This is a genomic window from Erwinia sp. JH02 (assembly GCF_013074405.1).
Lineage (GTDB): Bacteria > Pseudomonadota > Gammaproteobacteria > Enterobacterales > Enterobacteriaceae > Erwinia > Erwinia rhapontici.
Window position 1 is genome coordinate 375,542 of the sequence record NZ_JABANZ010000005.1, and the last position, 15,882, is coordinate 391,423.

General features: G+C 54.2%; 18 protein-coding genes and 1 other RNA gene. 15 read left to right on the top strand and 4 right to left on the bottom strand.

All coding sequences use genetic code 11. The features are described 5' to 3' along the window. Window positions 1-329: 329 nt before the first annotated feature. The 10 genes from HHI26_RS14335 to HHI26_RS14380 all read left to right on the top strand — a co-directional run bounded on the left by HHI26_RS14335 (window position 330) and on the right by HHI26_RS14380 (window position 7,194). Window positions 330-1,637, top strand: a complete 1,308-nt coding sequence (locus HHI26_RS14335) for an MFS transporter (protein ID WP_133842496.1) — start codon at window positions 330-332, stop codon at window positions 1,635-1,637. Window positions 1,638-1,800: 163 nt separating this feature from the next. Further along, window positions 1,801-2,577, top strand: coding sequence for a transcriptional regulator ExuR (exuR, locus tag HHI26_RS14340; protein WP_133842497.1), 777 nt, complete (start codon window positions 1,801-1,803; stop codon window positions 2,575-2,577). Between the two features lie 317 nt (window positions 2,578-2,894). Beyond that, on the top strand, window positions 2,895-3,569 hold the full coding sequence (locus tag HHI26_RS14345) for a DedA family protein (protein ID WP_133842498.1): 675 nt from the start codon (window positions 2,895-2,897) through the stop codon (window positions 3,567-3,569). Further along, the gene (gene mzrA, locus HHI26_RS14350; RefSeq protein ID WP_133842740.1) at window positions 3,569-3,958 is read left to right on the top strand and encodes an EnvZ/OmpR regulon moderator MzrA; all 390 of its coding nucleotides are present in this window, start codon (window positions 3,569-3,571) and stop codon (window positions 3,956-3,958) included. The genes HHI26_RS14345 and mzrA overlap by 1 nt, the downstream gene beginning before the upstream one ends. 171 nt (window positions 3,959-4,129) lie before the next feature. Continuing rightward, entirely contained in the window at window positions 4,130-4,501 is a 372-nt protein-coding gene (locus HHI26_RS14355; RefSeq protein WP_171149274.1) for a DUF1090 domain-containing protein, read from the top strand. 47 nt (window positions 4,502-4,548) lie between these two features. Next, the gene (locus HHI26_RS14360; RefSeq protein ID WP_133842500.1) at window positions 4,549-4,854 is read left to right on the top strand and encodes a YqjD family protein; all 306 of its coding nucleotides are present in this window, start codon (window positions 4,549-4,551) and stop codon (window positions 4,852-4,854) included. A gap of 1 nt (window position 4,855) precedes the next feature. Then, the gene (locus tag HHI26_RS14365; RefSeq protein WP_133842501.1) at window positions 4,856-5,248 is read left to right on the top strand and encodes a phage holin family protein; all 393 of its coding nucleotides are present in this window, start codon (window positions 4,856-4,858) and stop codon (window positions 5,246-5,248) included. Further along, entirely contained in the window at window positions 5,249-5,530 is a 282-nt protein-coding gene (locus HHI26_RS14370; RefSeq protein ID WP_133842502.1) for a YqjK-like family protein, read from the top strand. Window positions 5,531-5,741: 211 nt separating this feature from the next. After that, window positions 5,742-6,131 (top strand): DoxX family protein, encoded by a 390-nt coding sequence (locus HHI26_RS14375; RefSeq protein ID WP_133842503.1) that lies wholly within the window; start codon window positions 5,742-5,744, stop codon window positions 6,129-6,131. Window positions 6,132-6,207: 76 nt separating this feature from the next. Further along, the gene (locus HHI26_RS14380) at window positions 6,208-7,194 is read left to right on the top strand and encodes a glutathione S-transferase family protein (protein WP_133842504.1); all 987 of its coding nucleotides are present in this window, start codon (window positions 6,208-6,210) and stop codon (window positions 7,192-7,194) included. A gap of 298 nt (window positions 7,195-7,492) precedes the next feature. Here the strand turns inward: HHI26_RS14380 and HHI26_RS14385 are convergent, their stop codons facing one another. Further along, window positions 7,493-8,395 (bottom strand): LysR family transcriptional regulator, encoded by a 903-nt coding sequence (locus HHI26_RS14385; protein WP_133842505.1) that lies wholly within the window; start codon window positions 8,393-8,395, stop codon window positions 7,493-7,495. Window positions 8,396-8,521: 126 nt separating this feature from the next. Between HHI26_RS14385 and HHI26_RS14390 the strand changes: the two genes are divergently transcribed. Then, window positions 8,522-9,226: a pirin family protein gene (locus HHI26_RS14390; protein ID WP_159336814.1), complete on the top strand. Its 705-nt coding sequence runs from the start codon at window positions 8,522-8,524 to the stop codon at window positions 9,224-9,226. Between the two features lie 59 nt (window positions 9,227-9,285). On the opposite strand, the gene HHI26_RS14395 is transcribed toward HHI26_RS14390, so the two are convergent. The 3 genes from HHI26_RS14395 to rsmI all read right to left on the bottom strand — a co-directional run bounded on the left by HHI26_RS14395 (window position 9,286) and on the right by rsmI (window position 12,083). After that, window positions 9,286-10,407: a cupin domain-containing protein gene (locus HHI26_RS14395; RefSeq protein WP_171149275.1), complete on the bottom strand. Its 1,122-nt coding sequence runs from the start codon at window positions 10,405-10,407 to the stop codon at window positions 9,286-9,288. A gap of 400 nt (window positions 10,408-10,807) precedes the next feature. Next, an RNA gene (gene rnpB, locus HHI26_RS14400) (RNase P RNA component class A) lies at window positions 10,808-11,187 on the bottom strand. 32 nt (window positions 11,188-11,219) lie between these two features. Beyond that, window positions 11,220-12,083, bottom strand: coding sequence for a 16S rRNA (cytidine(1402)-2'-O)-methyltransferase (gene rsmI, locus HHI26_RS14405; protein WP_133842508.1), 864 nt, complete (start codon window positions 12,081-12,083; stop codon window positions 11,220-11,222). A gap of 62 nt (window positions 12,084-12,145) precedes the next feature. Between rsmI and HHI26_RS14410 the strand changes: the two genes are divergently transcribed. The 4 genes from HHI26_RS14410 to dolP are packed head-to-tail and all read left to right on the top strand — an operon-like array spanning window position 12,146 to window position 15,721. Next, complete coding sequence (locus HHI26_RS14410) at window positions 12,146-14,158, top strand: penicillin-binding protein activator (protein ID WP_171149276.1); 2,013 nt, start codon at window positions 12,146-12,148, stop codon at window positions 14,156-14,158. Further along, window positions 14,116-14,508, top strand: coding sequence for a YraN family protein (locus HHI26_RS14415; protein WP_133842510.1), 393 nt, complete (start codon window positions 14,116-14,118; stop codon window positions 14,506-14,508). Before HHI26_RS14410 ends, HHI26_RS14415 begins: the two co-directional genes overlap by 43 nt. A gap of 39 nt (window positions 14,509-14,547) precedes the next feature. Next, window positions 14,548-15,138 carry a DnaA initiator-associating protein DiaA gene (gene diaA / locus HHI26_RS14420; RefSeq protein WP_133842511.1) on the top strand — a complete coding sequence of 197 codons (591 nt, stop codon included), beginning with the start codon at window positions 14,548-14,550 and terminating at the stop codon, window positions 15,136-15,138. 10 nt (window positions 15,139-15,148) lie between these two features. Continuing rightward, complete coding sequence (dolP, locus tag HHI26_RS14425; RefSeq protein WP_133842512.1) at window positions 15,149-15,721, top strand: division/outer membrane stress-associated lipid-binding lipoprotein; 573 nt, start codon at window positions 15,149-15,151, stop codon at window positions 15,719-15,721. Window positions 15,722-15,882 lie beyond the last annotated feature (161 nt).

Genomic DNA, 15,882 nt, shown 5'->3' on the forward strand with positions numbered 1-15,882 from the left:
ATACCAATTGTGATTAGCGCTGGAATAATAGTGAGAACCCGATCACAAAAACACCACTATTTATGGGTGAATTATCCTCTCACTCACGTCATTAAGCGCTATCCATCTGTCTTTAAAGCCCTTTTATTATCCCCCATTGCAAAAATGGTTTTTGTGATGGCTCTCAACTTTTAAATCTGTATGACAAGTTATCGTGGCGGCGGTTGAGATTAAGCAGGCAAGGTTATCGTTTGAAGACAGGGCGGGTGAGTCACTATCAAGCCGTTCCGCCGAGACAAGGTGCCCGTCCGTGACGAGGCATCAATAATAATGACGGGAAGAGGTTTTAAATGCGTAAAATTAAAGGGTTACGCTGGTACATGATCGGTCTGGTGACCGTTGGTACCATACTGGGTTACCTGACGCGTAATGCTATTGCAGTTGCCGCCCCCACGCTGGAAACAGAGCTGCATATCACCACGCAGCAGTATTCCTACATCGTGGCGGCCTATTCGGCCTGTTACACCATTATGCAGCCCGTAGCAGGCTACATTCTGGATGTGCTGGGCACCAAAATCGGCTATGCCATGTTTGCCATTCTCTGGGCGATATTCTGTGCCGCGACCGCGCTGGCGGGAAGCTGGGGCGGGCTGGCGATTGCTCGTGGTGCAGTGGGTGCCGCTGAAGCAGCAATGATCCCGGCAGGACTCAAGGCCAGTAGCGAGTGGTTCCCGGCCAAAGAACGCTCGATAGCCGTAGGGTATTTCAATGTGGGGTCGTCGATCGGGGCCATGCTGGCGCCACCGTTGGTGGTGTGGGCGATTGTCGCACACAGTTGGCAGATGGCTTTTATTATCACCGGCATCCTGAGCATGATCTGGGCGCTGTGCTGGCTGGTGTTCTACAAACATCCTAAGGATCAGAAAAAACTCGATCCTGAAGAACGCGAATACATTCTTTCCGGGCAGGAAGCTCAACACCAGACGAATAACGGCAAGAAAATGTCCGCCTGGCAGATCGTCCGTAACCGCCAGTTCTGGGGTATCGCCCTGCCACGCTTTCTGGCGGAGCCCGCCTGGGGCACTTTTAACGCCTGGATCCCGCTGTTTATGTTTAAGGCTTACGGCTTCAATCTGAAAGAGATTGCGATGTTCGCCTGGATGCCGATGCTGTTTGCCGATCTCGGCTGTATTGTCGGCGGTTATCTGCCTCCGTTCTTCCAGCGTGTGTTTGGCGTTAACCTGATTGTCTCCCGCAAGCTGGTGGTGACCATGGGTGCCGTACTGATGATTGGCCCCGGCACCATCGGCCTGTTTACCAGCCCGTATGCGGCCATCGCTCTGCTGTGCGTGGGCGGGTTTGCCCATCAGGCACTGTCCGGCTCTCTGATCACCCTCTCTTCTGACGTTTTCGGCCGTAATGAAGTGGCGACCGCCAACGGCCTGACCGGGATGGCGGCCTGGACAGCCAGTACTATGTTTGCACTGGTGGTTGGGGCGCTGGCCGATACCATGGGCTTCAGCCCACTGTTTGCCGCACTGGCGGTGTTTGATTTGTTAGGCGCGGTGGCTATCTGGACCCTGCTGAAAAACAAACCGATTTCTGAGCTTGAGCAGGAGAAAAAGGAAAAAATGATGGGGGTAGTGACGCAGCATTAGGGGTAATGCTACCTGTGACAGGACGGGCGGACCGTAAAAGAGGGGCCGCCCGGCCAGGCACCGAATAGCGCACGGACTCGACTTTCTTTTCAGTCGACCCGTTACAGGTAAAAGTGGTATAACAAATTCCATTCTCAGAGTGTGCTCAACGGGAGTCTGGAGCATGGAATTAACAGAATCGCGCCGCCTTTATCAACAACTTGCTGCCGAGCTGAAGCGCCGCCTTGAGCAGGATATTTATCAGGTGGGTGATAAGCTGCCCGCGGAACGCTTTATCGCCGAAGAGATGGGCGTCAGCCGCACCGTGGTGCGTGAAGCCATCATCATGCTGGAGGTGGAAGGTTACGTCGAAGTGCGTAAAGGTTCCGGCATTCACGTTATCTCTCAGCGCCAGCAGAACCGCGTTACCACCAGCAGCCAGTTAGAATTCGCCAATTTTGGTCCGTTTGAACTGTTGCAGGCCCGCCAGTTAATTGAAAGCAATGTTGCCGAGTTCGCCGCCACCCAGGTGACACGCCAGGATATCCTGCAATTAATGGAAATCCAGACGCAGGCGCGCAAAGAAGACCGCTTCCGCGATTCCGAGTGGGACATGAAATTCCACGTACAGATCGCACTGTCGACGCAGAACAGCGCACTGGCGGCGATAGTGGAAAAAATGTGGTTGCACCGACTGCATAACCCTTACTGGCTCAAACTGCATGAACATATCGACGATAAATCGATTGAGAGCTGGTGTGAAGACCATGACACCATTCTTAAAGCCCTGATGCGTAAAGATCCGGCCGCCAGCAAACTGGCCATGTGGCAGCATCTTGAAAACACCAAACAGATGTTGTTCCACGCCACAACCGATGACTTTGAATTCAACGTTGACCGCTATATGTTTGCGGAAAATCCTGTCGTGATGCCAGATACCGTCTCGAACGACGAAAAATAGCACTCTTCATTCAGGCTGAAGGAACTCATTGAGTCAAAATACGGTCAATAGTGTCAGCCTGTGTAAAACTCCTTTCAGACAGCCTGTTCCAACGGTAAAACATCGTTGGACTTGTGTTTCTTCCTGTCCAGGCTAACGTAATTTTGTTACAATTGTTTGCTTATTTTTATCCTTCCTGCGTGGGTAAGAACAAGCTGTGATATTCACCCGCGAAGCTGTTCAGCCGCTCGTTAACTGGCTAAAACGCACCGATAAAACAATCAATTAAGTGTGCAAAAAACCGTGAAACGAGCCAACTATGACGTTCAGGACGACTAATGGATATTTTCAAATCCCTGGTGCACGCCCTCTGGCAGCAAGATTACGCCACCCTGGCGGATCCCACGCTGGTATGGGCCATCTATTTTATCTTGTTTATGATTTTGTTCCTGGAAAACGGCCTGCTTCCCGCCGCCTTTCTGCCCGGCGACAGCCTGCTGATTCTGGTCGGCGTGCTGATTGCTAAAGGGACAATGAATTTCGCGCTGACCGTTTGTGTACTGACCACCGCCGCCAGCCTTGGCTGCTGGGTCAGCTACATCCAGGGACGATGGCTGGGTAATACGGTCACCGTGCAGAAATGGCTGTCGCATTTGCCCGCGCAGTATCACCAGCGCGCCCACCAGATGTTTCACCGCCACGGACTTTCCGCGCTGTTGGTTGGTCGCTTTATTGCCTTTGTCCGCACGCTACTGCCCACTATTGCGGGGCTTTCCGGCCTGAGCAATGCCCGTTTCCAGTTTTTTAACTGGATGAGCGCACTGCTTTGGGTGCTGATTCTGACCGTCATCGGTTACGCACTGGGTAAAACCCCTATTTTCCTCAAATACGAAGATCAGATGATGTTTTGTCTGATGCTACTACCCCTGGTATTACTGGTATTCGGCCTGTTTGGCTCGCTGTATGTTCTGTGGCGAAAAAAACAGTCGACGAATGAGAAAGGAAACTCATGATGCCTGGATTTATGAAGTTATCCACGCGCACGTTGCGGCTTATTCCTCTGGTCGCACTGGCCACCCTTGCGCTGCTGGCGCTGGCATTTATGCCCGCTTTGTTCCGCAGTGAAAGTGCCTTACAAATCCGCGCTTCTCGCCAGGGGATCAGCCTGCCCGATGGGTTTTACGTCTACCAGACGCTGAGCGCTCAGGGCATACATATTAAAAGTATTACGCCGGAGCAAAATTCTCTGGTGATAAAATTTGACTCATTAGAGCAAAGTGATGCGGCCGAAAAAGTGCTGCGCAAGCTGCTGCCTCATGGCTTTGATATTGCGCGCCAGGAAAACCATGGCGCATCAAACTGGATAAACCGCATCAGCCTTAGCCCTCAGTCTGTTGGCTAACAGTGATTTGCCAGCCCTTCCTTAAGGCGGGGCTATCTCTAAGAATATTCTCTCTTTTTGAGCTTTCTCTGTTTTCTGTCTATGCTTCATAAGCAGTAAAAAGCTTCACACCCGTTCCAGGATTACGATATCTCTAACCTGATATCCACGCAAAGGAAGGTCACGATCACCATGAAACATCAGATTTTTTTCGGCATCAGTCTGCTTACCCTGGCTACTTTCGCTCAGGCAGACACGCTCTGTCAGCAGAAAGAACGCGCTATTCAGCACGAAATCGATATTGCACAGAAGCACGACAATCAACGTCGGGTGAACGGCCTGGAGCGGGCGTTAACCGAAACACGTGCTAACTGCAGCGATGCAGGACTGAAAGAAGCGCATCAGGAAAAGATTAAAGAGCACGAGAAAAAAGTGACCGAGCGGGAACAAGAACTCAAGCAGGAAAAAGCGGAAGGTAACGACCGCGACAAAATTGCCAAACGCGAAAAGAAACTGGCTGAAGCCCAACAAGAGCTGAAGGAAGTGCAGGCTGCGCCGTATTAAGGCTAAAAGCTGCCAACGTCATTAAAACTAAATTTAAGGAGTTTTCAATGTCTAAAGACACCACATCAGAACATCTGCGCGCCGAGCTGAAAAACCTGGCTGATACCCTGGAAGAAGTGTTAACCACTTCCGGTGAGAAATCGAAAACCGAGCTGGATAAACTGCGCAGCAAAGCGCAAAGCGCGCTGAAAGATACCCGCGCGCGCCTGGGTGACTCCGGTGACCGCATTGCCCAGACCACCCGTGAAGCGGCCGATCGTGCCGACGTCTATGTACGCGACAATCCGTGGACCAGCGTCGGTATTGGCGCCGCCGTTGGCGTGGTACTGGGCGTTCTGCTGACCCGTCGTTAATATGGCAGAGCATCAGCAAAGCCACGGCCCCGGCAAAGGGGTCATTAATATCGGGCAACGCATTGTCACTACCCTGGTCGGGATGGTGGAAACGCGTGTCCGGCTGGCAGTGGTGGAGCTGGAAGCTGAAAAAGCCAACCTGATTCAAATGCTGTTGATGGTTGGCCTGACGATGCTGTTCACTGCCTTCGGACTGATGAGCCTGATGGTGCTGATTATCTGGGCAGTCGATGCTCAGTATCGTTTGATGGCGATTGCGATTACCACCGGTGTATTGTTCGCGCTGGCGCTGATTTTTGGCCTGTGGACACTGGCGAAATCGCGCCGTTCTACGCTACTGAGCGCCACCCGCAAGGAGCTGTCGGAAGACCGCAAGCTGCTGGAGGATGAGTAAATGAGCCGTAAGCTCGATTTACGCAAAGCGGAACTGTTACGCGAAATCCAGCAACAACGGCTGGATCTCAGTGCCGGGCGTAAAGCCTGGCTGGACACAACTGCACGCTACGATCACGGTTTTCTGGCGCTTCTCAGCGCCAAACGCTGGCTGACCGTTGGCAGCGGTGTGATGGCTATCTGGTCCGTGCGTAATCCGCGCTTTATGGGCCGCTGGGCCAGACGCGGATTGGGCGCCTGGAGCACCTGGCGCATGGTGCGTAATTATCTGCCTCGCCGTTAATCTTCTGCATGATAAAGCCGCATTGACTTGCGGCTTAAACAACCCCCAGATTTCTTGAACATCTTCGACAGATTATCTCGCTTACAATGTTTTCCTTACCCGACTATTATCTCCAGCAACGAACGGCACTGAGCGCTTAAGACGCGTCAGGCCTGAGTAAAATACGGTCGGGCCAGCTTGCACGACCACAAATTCTTGTTTGGGGTTAATCATGAAAAAATTAGAAGATACCGGTGTTGTTATTGCTCGCATCCTGATGGCCGCGCTGTTCGTTGTCGCAGGCTGGGGTAAACTGACCAACTACGAAGGTACGCAGCAGTTTATGGCGTCAATGGGTATTCCGGCCCTCTTCGTGCCACTGACCGTACTGCTCGAATTCGGCGGCGGTCTGGCAATTATGTTCGGTTTCTTCACCCGTACCACCGCGCTGATTACCGCCATCTTTACCGTGCTGACCGCTATCCTGGCGCACAGTAACTTTGCTGTAGATGGTTCAACCATGTTCTTGAAAAATATCAGCATTGCAGGTGGTTTCCTGCTGCTGGCTATCACCGGCCCGGGTGCTCTGAGCATTGACCGTCTGCTGGGTAAGAAGTGGTAAGTTAGCTATACTGATTTATCGGGGGGTGAGGATCATATCCTCGCCCCTTTTCATTTTAAGGACAGGAGAACAGAACATGGGACAACTGATTGAGGGAGTCTGGCACGATCAGTGGTATGACACTAAAGCCACAGGAGGCCGTTTTAAACGCTCCGAATCGGCTTTTCGCAACTGGGTCACCGCCGACGGTGAAGCCGGTCCGAGTGGCAAAGCGGGTTTTCGTGCTGAGGCGGGCCGCTATCATCTGTATGTTTCTCTTGCCTGTCCCTGGGCACACCGCACGCTCATTATGCGCCAGCTGAAAGGGCTTGAGGAGATGATTACCGTCTCTGTTGTGCATCCCCTGATGCTGGAAAACGGCTGGACCTTTGATGAAGATTTCCCTGCTGCTACCGGCGACAGCCTGTATCAGAACGAATATCTTTATCAACTCTACCTGCATGCCGATCCGCAGTACAGCGGCCGTGTGACCGTTCCGGTGCTGTGGGATAAGCATCAGCACACGATTGTCAGTAACGAATCTGCCGATATTATCCGTATGCTGAACAGTGCGTTTGACGGTGTGGGCGCGCGCGCCGGGGATTATTATCCGCAGGATCTGCATGAAGAGATTAATGCGTTGAACGGCTGGATCTATGACACGGTGAACAACGGCGTCTATAAGTCAGGGTTTGCCACCAGTCAGGCAGCCTATGATGAAGCGGTCACCGCGCTGTTCTCCTCACTTGACCGTCTTGAGTCACTGCTGGGCAAGCATCGCTACCTGAGCGGTGAACGACTCACCGAAGCTGATATCCGCCTGTGGACCACGCTGGTGCGTTTTGATCCGGTGTATGTCACTCACTTCAAGTGCGATCGCCATCGTATTAGTGACTACCTGAACCTGAACGGTTTTCTGCGCGACCTCTGGCAGACACCCGGTCTGGCGGAGACAGTTAACCTCGAGCATATTCGCCATCATTACTACTGCAGCCACAAGACCATCAATCCCAGCGGCGTGATCTCGCTGGGTCCTGCATTCGACTGGGATCAGCCTCATGGCCGTGACCGACATTTCGGCTGATCTTTAGCATCCAGGGCGAATTTTCACTCGCCCTGGAAGTTCCGCACCCTTTATTGATCTGGCACAAATTCCCGCGTTGAGGGCTTACGTATCTTTACTGACGTAAACACCTAAAACGAAATCAATATGGGGATGGAGCTATGATCAAACCTATCGCAATCTGCCTGGCAGTGGTAATGCTCTGTTATGTGGCTTTTGTGGGCCATTATTATTATCAGACCTTTTCAACCTTCAACAACATTGAGCATTCACAGGAAACAAATACCGCTCAATAGCCTGCCGTTGATACTGCGGGTGGCTACCCCTGGCGTTTCGCCAGAAGTTTCGGGATCTCCCGCAGGCACCAGGACTTTGCTTCGCCCATGCTGTCGCGCCGCCAGGCCATAATAATATCCACTTCACGAGTATATTCCGGGCTGACCACGCGTAGCCTTCCTTCCGCGATGTCTTTTTCCACCATAGGATACGGCATGGTGCCGACACCTAAGCCCGCCAACAACGCACGGTGCTTATCTTCAATGGTGCTGACCGTCAGACGCTGCTGTTTGTCGAGCAGGGTCACCGTCAATACCGGGCGCTCACGCGCGGTATCCGCCACCGCAATGCCGCGATATTTTACGCGCGTGGTTTCCGAAAGCGGTTCGGGTTCCAGATGGATCGGGTGTTCCGGGCTGGCCACATAGACGCTCATCAGCGTGTAGAGTTTGCGAGTGTTGATCTCTGACGAGGCGCGGAAATGCATATCCGGGGCAATCACAATATCGGCTCGCCCCTGCTCCAGACGCTCCCATGCCCCGGCCAGGACTTCGGTCATCAGCGACACCTGGGTGTTGGCTTTATCGGCCAGCTTCCCGACCAGTGGAAACAACAGTTCAGTGGAGACCAGCGCTTCGGTGGCAATCGTCAGGTGGGTTTCCCAACCGCGTGCCAGCGCTTCCGCATCCGTGGTCAGCTTGTCGGCCGCTTCCAGCAGCACACGACCGCGCTCCAGCAGCATACGTCCGACATTGGTAAATTTGGTGCGATGGCCTGAGCGGTCAAACAGCACGACATCCAGTTCTTCTTCCAGCTTCTGCATGGTATAGCTCAGAGCGGAAGGCACACGGCCCAGCTCATCCGCAGCGGCAGCAAAGCTACCACGACGATCGATAGCATCCATTACCCGCAGCGCTTCCAGCGTCAGAGCGCGATCTTTGGCCATAGTGATTCTCTGTCAGGAAATTTGAATATTGCCAGCAGATTAACTGGCTAACAATCCGGCGTCCAGAAACTTACCATAACAGGATAATAAACGGTCGGGATCTCTCTGGCCGATAAGGAGAACGCTATGATAACCAGTCGAACCGCTCAACAGTGTGGCAAAGCCGATTACGGCTGGCTGCAGGCGCGCTATACCTTCTCCTTTGGTCACTATTTTGATCCCAAACTGCTTGGCTACGCATCGTTGCGCGTACTCAATCAGGAAGTGCTGGCACCAGGGGCTTCCTTCCAACCCAGAACGTATCCGAAGGTCGATGTGCTGAACCTGATTTTGCAGGGTGCAGCAGAATATCGCGACAGCGAGGGAAATCACGTGCAGGCACAGGCCGGGGAAGCCTTGTTGCTGGCCACGCAGCCGGGAGTGAGCTATTCAGAACATAATATCAGTAAAGAACATAGCCTGACGCGTATGCAGCTGTGGCTGGATGCCTGCCCGCAGCGGGAAAATGCATCAGTGCAACGGATGCCGGTGTCTGAACATCAGCGTTATACGCTGCTGGCCTCACCGGACGGCAGCGCAGGCAGCCTGCAACTGCGCCAGCAGGTGTGGATCCATCAGGTGGTGCTGGAACCGGGCGAGAGCTACAGCCTGCCGCTGAACGGCACGCGCGCCTATCTGCAATCGATTCACGGATCGCTGAAGGCCATGGCGCATTCGCAGCAGCAGGAGGCTCTGACCTGTGGTGACGGTGCGTTCCTGCACGAAGAACAGAGCGTGACGCTGACGGCAAAAACGCCATTGCGGGCGCTGGTTATCGATCTCCCGGTGTAATCTCGCCCCGATTGCTGCACTCTGCCGGTTCAGCGCCCTCCTGGTGCTCTGACAGTGTGTCAGCAGTCAAAGTACCAGTAGCCCTGATTCACCAGCGCGGTGAGCTCAGCCACAAAAACCGGATTGTGCAGCGCGTCACCCAGCTCGTTTTTACCGAGCACGGTGTAGCGGCACAGCACATCAGCGGCTTGTGTATCGACCGTCTCCAGCCGTTCGCTGTTAATAAAGAAATGCTCACCCACTTGCAGCACCCTTAACCCACTCAGGCGGGTCAGCATGTCACCACTTAGCAGAGCCTCAGCAATTTCATCCGGTTCATAAGCGGGCTCGGCGGGCGCGATATCCAGCTCGTGACGCGGCGTGGTGGCGAAACGGCCAAACCACTGCTTAAAGTCTGCGGGCTGATTGATCACCTCGATCATCATCGCGCGCAAACGATCCAGCTCATACTCTTCGACCCGCCCAGGATGTTCGCGGCAGGTTAAATCAGCATCGCTGTAATGCTCACCACCGAGATCGTTTTCCAGCGCATAGTCCGCAAAGCTACTGATGAGATCGCGGCCATTAGGCCCGCGGAAACCGACAGAATAGTTCAGTGCGGTTTCGAAGGTGAAACCGTCATGTGGGAAGCCCGGTGGGATATACAGAATGTCACCTGGTGCCAGCTCGTGATCGATGATGGGTGTGAAAGGCTCCACATGTAACAGCGCAGGGTGTGGGCAGAACTGCTTCAGCGGCAGTTTATCCCCAACACGCCAGCGACGGCGGCCCATTCCCTGGATGATAAAGACATCGTATTGATCGATATGTGGCCCGACACCGCCCCCCGGTACGGAATAAGAGATCATCAGATCGTCTAAACGCCAGTCCGGCAATACGCGGAACGGACGCACCAGCTCGGCTGCGTGCGCGTGCCAGTGGTTTACCGCCTGCGCCAGCAGCGACCAGCCGCTTTCACCCAGGCCATCAAAGTGTTCAAAAGGCCCATTGCTGGCCTGCCACTGACCATCGGTATAACTGACAAGGCGGCTGTCGACTTCCGGCTCCATCGCCAGGCCGGCCAGTTCATCTGGCGTAATCGGATCGACAAAGTGTGGGAACGCATTTTTTAAAACAACAGGCTGTTTTTGCCAGTATTTCTCTAAAAACTCGGGCCAGTTTAGATTGAGCTGATAAGCCATAGGTCGCACCAGTGAGAGACAAAACGGCACTGATTATAAAGAGGCAGGCAGCGAGGCTGCCTTGTCATGCGTCAAGGGCGGGCAGAGTAATGGGCACCGGGCAAGACATCGTAGGGGGGCGTAAAAGCAAAAACCCCGCCGAAGCGGGGTTTTCCTGAATGGTTCGATGCTGAACGACAAGCCGCATTCTCTTATGAAGAGTGTCGTGGACAGTCATGCATCTCGCCGTTAAGCGCTATAAAAGCAAAAACCCCGCCGAAGCGGGGTTTTTCCTGAATGAGTTCGAAGCTGACCGGTAAGCCGCCTTCCTGTCATAGAGAGTGTCGTGGACAGTCATTCATCTCGCCGTTGAGCGCTCTAAAAGCAAAAACCCCGCCGAAGCGGGGTTTTTCCTGAATGAGTTCGAAGCTGACCGGTAAGCCGGGTTCTGTCGTGGACAGTCATTCATCTAGGCCAGCAATCGCTCACTGGCTCAAGCAGCCTACCCGGGTTCAGTACGGGCCGTACCTGGTGAACCCCTATTTGGCCTTGCTCCGGGTGGAGTTTACCGTGCCACGAACTGTTGCCAGCCGCGCGGTGCGCTCTTACCGCACCCTTTCACCCTTACCTGATCCCACTTACGTGGGCCATCGGCGGTTTGCTCTCTGTTGCACTGGTCGTGGGCTTGCGCCCCCCAGGCGTTACCTGGCACCCTGCCCTATGGAGCCCGGACTTTCCTCCCCTCTGTCTGTCTCCCCCGAAGGAGGACGGCAACAAAGCGGCGACTGTCTGGTCAGCTTCGGCGCGCAGTGTATAGGGTTTTCTACGGCTTGTCACTCACCCTGCTGCTCCAGCGCATGCTTATAAAGTGCATTTTTCTTCACACCGTGGATTTCGGCGGTAAGTGCAGCGGCTTTCTTCAGCGGTAATTCGGCCTGGAGCAGCGCCAGGGTACGCAGAGCTTCCACTGGCAATGCCTCTTCAACCGCATGATAACCTTCAACAATCAGCACCATCTCCCCTTTACGGCGGTTTTCGTCTTCCAGCACCCACGCCAGCAGTTCACCCACTGGCGCGCCAAAGATCGACTCCCAGGTTTTGGTAATTTCACGGGCCAGCACGACATAGCGATCCGGGCCCAGCACGGTGACCATATCTTGCAGGCTGTCCAACAGGCGATGCGTGGACTCGTAGAAAATAATGGTCCGCGGTTCCTGCTCGAGCGCACGTAACGTGTCGCAGCGCCCTTTACTTTTCGCGGGCAGAAACCCTTCGTAGCAGAAACGATCGGACGGTAATCCGGCAGCGCTTAATGCGGCGATCGCCGCGCAGGCACCGGGTAATGGCACCACACGGATGCCCGACTCGCGGCACAAGCGCACCAGGTGATAGCCGGGATCATTAATTAACGGCGTGCCAGCATCGGAAACTAACGCTATGCTTTGACCTTCGCGCAGCTTCTCCAGCAACACCTCGGCTTTCTGCTGTTCATTATGATCATGCAGTGCGAAGAGCCGCGCATTGATGGCGAAATGTTGTAGCAACAGCCCGGTATGACGTGTATCTTCCGCAGCGATCAGATCGACGCTCGCAAGCACCTTCAGTGCCCGCTGGGTGATATCGCCCAGGTTACCGATGGGGGTTGGAACGATATAGAGCGTGCTGGCAGAAATATCTGCCCGATCGTGTTGTTTCATTGTTTGATCCGAATTGCCGATTTAATATTGAGCATCTTGAAAAAAACATCACTGGATACAGTATGCTTCCTTCGAAAGTAGTTCACTGCAAAGCAGTACGCACCATGCCGCTGCTGCTGGCCGCCCTGATTTTTGCCGGTTGTACCGGCCAGGCTCCGCAAACGCCTCAGGCGAATGTACAGGGGGCCGCCACGGGCACCTCTGACTATTATCTGCAGCAGGTGCAGCAAAGCTCAGATGATAACAAGGTTGACTGGCAATTACTTGCAATCAGAGCGTTGTTGAACGAAGGGAAGGTTCCTCAGGCCAACGATCAGCTGACGCAAATCCCTCAGGATCTTAACGCGACCCGGCGTCAGGAGCTGCTGCTGCTTCAGGCACAGCTGAGTGTGGCACAGCAAAACCTGCCTGATGCGACTGAGAAACTGAAGCAGATTGATACCAGCGCCCTGTCGCAGGATCAGCAGGTGCGTTACTTCCAGTTGCAGATTGCCGCCAGCCAGGGTCGCCCTTCGCTGGATGTGCTGCGCGCCTGGATTGCTCAGGAACCGCTACTGACAAATCCGGCCGACAAACAGAAGAATATCGATGCCACCTGGCAAACACTGACGCAAATGACGCCAGATCAGATGAACAATCTGGCCATCAACGCCAATGAAAATGTGTTGCAAGGCTGGTTAGATCTGCTCGGCGTGTACCGTGCGAACGCCAGCGACCCGGATATGCTGAAAGCAGGTATCAGTGACTGGCAAACGCGTTATCCTTATAATCCTGCGGCCAAAATGCTGCCAACGGCGCTGACGCAGGTACAGAACTTCCAGCCAGCGTCCACCGGTAAAATCGCCCTGCTTCTGCCACTCAGTGGCCAGGCACAAGTGTTTGCTAACGCCATTCAGAAAGGGTTTAACGACGCGAAAAATGGCGTGCTGGCTCAGGGCAGTGCCCCAGCGGTTGCCGCTCCGGTGCAGGCTCCTGAAGCAGTGCAGGCCACACCGGATACGGTGGTCAGCCCGTCTGCCGACGCAACCGCGGCCCAGCCTGCTGACGTTCAACCGCAATCGGCCCCGGCCAACAGCGTAGAAACAGCCGCACCGTCAAGCAGCACTCAGATTCAGGTGTATGACACCAGCACCCAGCCCATCGAACAGATCCTCACCCAGGCGAAGAATGATGGCGCAACGCTGGTAGTCGGTCCGCTGCTGAAAAATCACGTTGAACAGTTGGCTAACAGCCAGACATCACTGAACGTTTTGGCCCTGAATGAGCCAGAGTCCGTCCAGAACCGTCCGAATCTTTGCTATTTTGCGCTTTCTCCTGAAGACGAAGCCCGTGATGCCGCGCATCATATGTGGGACCAGGGCAAACGTACCCCGCTGCTGCTGGTACCACGCAGCTCGTTAGGGGACCGCGTGAACAAATCCTTTGCTGCCGAGTGGCAGAAACTGGGCGGTGGCACGGTATTGCAGCAGCAGTTTGGTTCAAAAACAGAACTGAAACAGGGTATTAACAGTGGCGCAGGTATCCGCTTGAGCGGCACGCCGATCACCGTACAGCCTGCGGCAGCAACGGGTATAACCATTGGTGGCCTGAACATCCCGGCACCGATGACCGATGCCCAGGTCAGCAGCAGCAACGGCAGTGTGGATTCAGTGTATATTGTCGCCACTCAGGATGAGCTGACGCTGATTAAGCCGATGATCTCCATGCGTGTGAGCAGCCGTGATAATGTGGGTCTGTATGCCAGTTCGCGCAGCTATCAGGCAGGTGCAGGCCCGGACTATCGTCTGGAGCTGGACGGCTTACAGTTTAGCGATATCCCGCTTCTGTCTGGTGCGAATCCAGCACTGATGCAGCAGGCGGCGAAGTCGTTTAACAATGATTATTCACTGGTTCGTCTGTATGCGATGGGCATTGATGCCTGGACGTTGGCGAATCATTTCAACGAGATGCGCTCACTGCCAGGTTTCCAGATCAAAGGTGATACTGGCAATCTGAGTGCAAATCAGGACTGCGTCATTAACAGGAAGTTAGTGTGGAGCCAGTATCGTCAGGGTCAAATCGTCCCGGCCAACTGAGTCGACAACAGCAGGGGGCGGCCAGTGAACGTCAGGCCCGCCACCTGCTGCAAACATCAGGTTTGCGTTTTGTCGCTGCGAATGTGCGTTACCGTGCAGGCGAAATCGACCTGATTATGCGCGATAAGCAGGTGTGGGTTTTTGTTGAAGTGCGCTATCGTCGCAACGACCGTTTTGGCGGCGCAGCAGCCAGTATTACGCGCAGTAAACAGCAAAAGCTGTTGCGCGCCGCCGCGCTGTGGCTCAACAGTCGTGGACAGAGCTTCGACACGACGGACTGTCGTTTTGATGTGGTCGCGATCACCGGCGAACAGGTAGAATGGTTACCTGATGCATTTACAGCAGAATAAGAGCCTGTTTTAAAAGGCTAAACTAACCAGGTGAATGACGTGCTGGAAAGAATTAAAGTCTGTTTTACCGAAAGTATTCAAACGCAAATCGCAGCGGCAGAAGCGCTGCCGGATGCCATAGCACGCGCGGCGATGACCATGGTGCAGTCGCTGCTGAATGGCAACAAAATCCTGAGCTGTGGCAACGGAACCTCCAGCGCCAATGCCCAGCATTTTGCTGCCAGCATGATCAACCGTTTTGAAACTGAGCGTCCGAGCCTGCCTGCCATCGCCCTTAGCGCTGATAATGTGCTGCTGACAGCGATTGGTAATGATCGCCTGCACGAAGAGATTTATGCGAAGCAGGTGCGCGCGTTGGGCCACGCTGGTGATATTTTGTTGGCCATATCAACCCGCGGCAACAGCCGTGATATTGTCAAAGCCGTAGAGGCAGCGGTCACGCGTGATATGACGATTATTGCGCTGACCGGCTACGACGGCGGTGAACTCGCCGGTCTGCTGGGACCACAGGATGTGGAGATTCGTATCCCCTCGCATCGCAGCGCGAGAATTCAGGAAATGCATATGTTAACCGTGAATTGTCTGTGCGATTTAATAGATAACACTTTGTTTCCCCACCAGGATGTTTAAAGGAGCTTAAATGAAGGCATTATCTGCATGTGCAGTTATCCTTACCGCGTTGATGTTACAGGGCTGTGTGGCTGCGGTTGTCGGCACTGCGGCGGTCGCCACGAAAGGTGCAACCGATCCCCGTTCCGTAGGAACTCAGGTGGATGATGGCACCTTAGAACTTCGTGTGACCAACGCGTTATCCAAAGACGAACAGATTAAACAAAACACTCACATTGTTGCCACCGCCTATCAGGGCAAAGTGCTGCTGACGGGTCAGGCACCGAGCAGCGACCTGGCATCACGCGCGAAACAGATCGCCGTCGGTGTTGATGGTGCAACCGAGGTGTATAACGAGATCCGCACCGGTAGCAAGGTGAGCTTTGGCACGGCATCTTCAGATACCTGGATCACCACCAAAGTGCGCTCCCAGTTGCTGGGTAGCGATCAGGTGAAATCCTCAAACGTGAAAGTGACTACCGAGAACGGCGAAGTGTTCCTGCTGGGTCTGGTGACCGATTCGGAAGCAAAAGCGGCGGCAGATATCGCCAGCCGGGTGAGCGGCGTGACCCACGTCACCACCGCGTTTACAATTCTGAAATAAGCATGCTGGAAAGGGTCAGGCATGCCTGACCCGTACTAAACAGTAATCCGCGTTGGTATTCGTAATGGTCGCCACAAAACCAGCACCATCCGCGTTGATATTCGTAGGGGGCGCCACAAAACCAGCACCATCCGCGTTGGTATTCGTAGAGGTCGCCACAA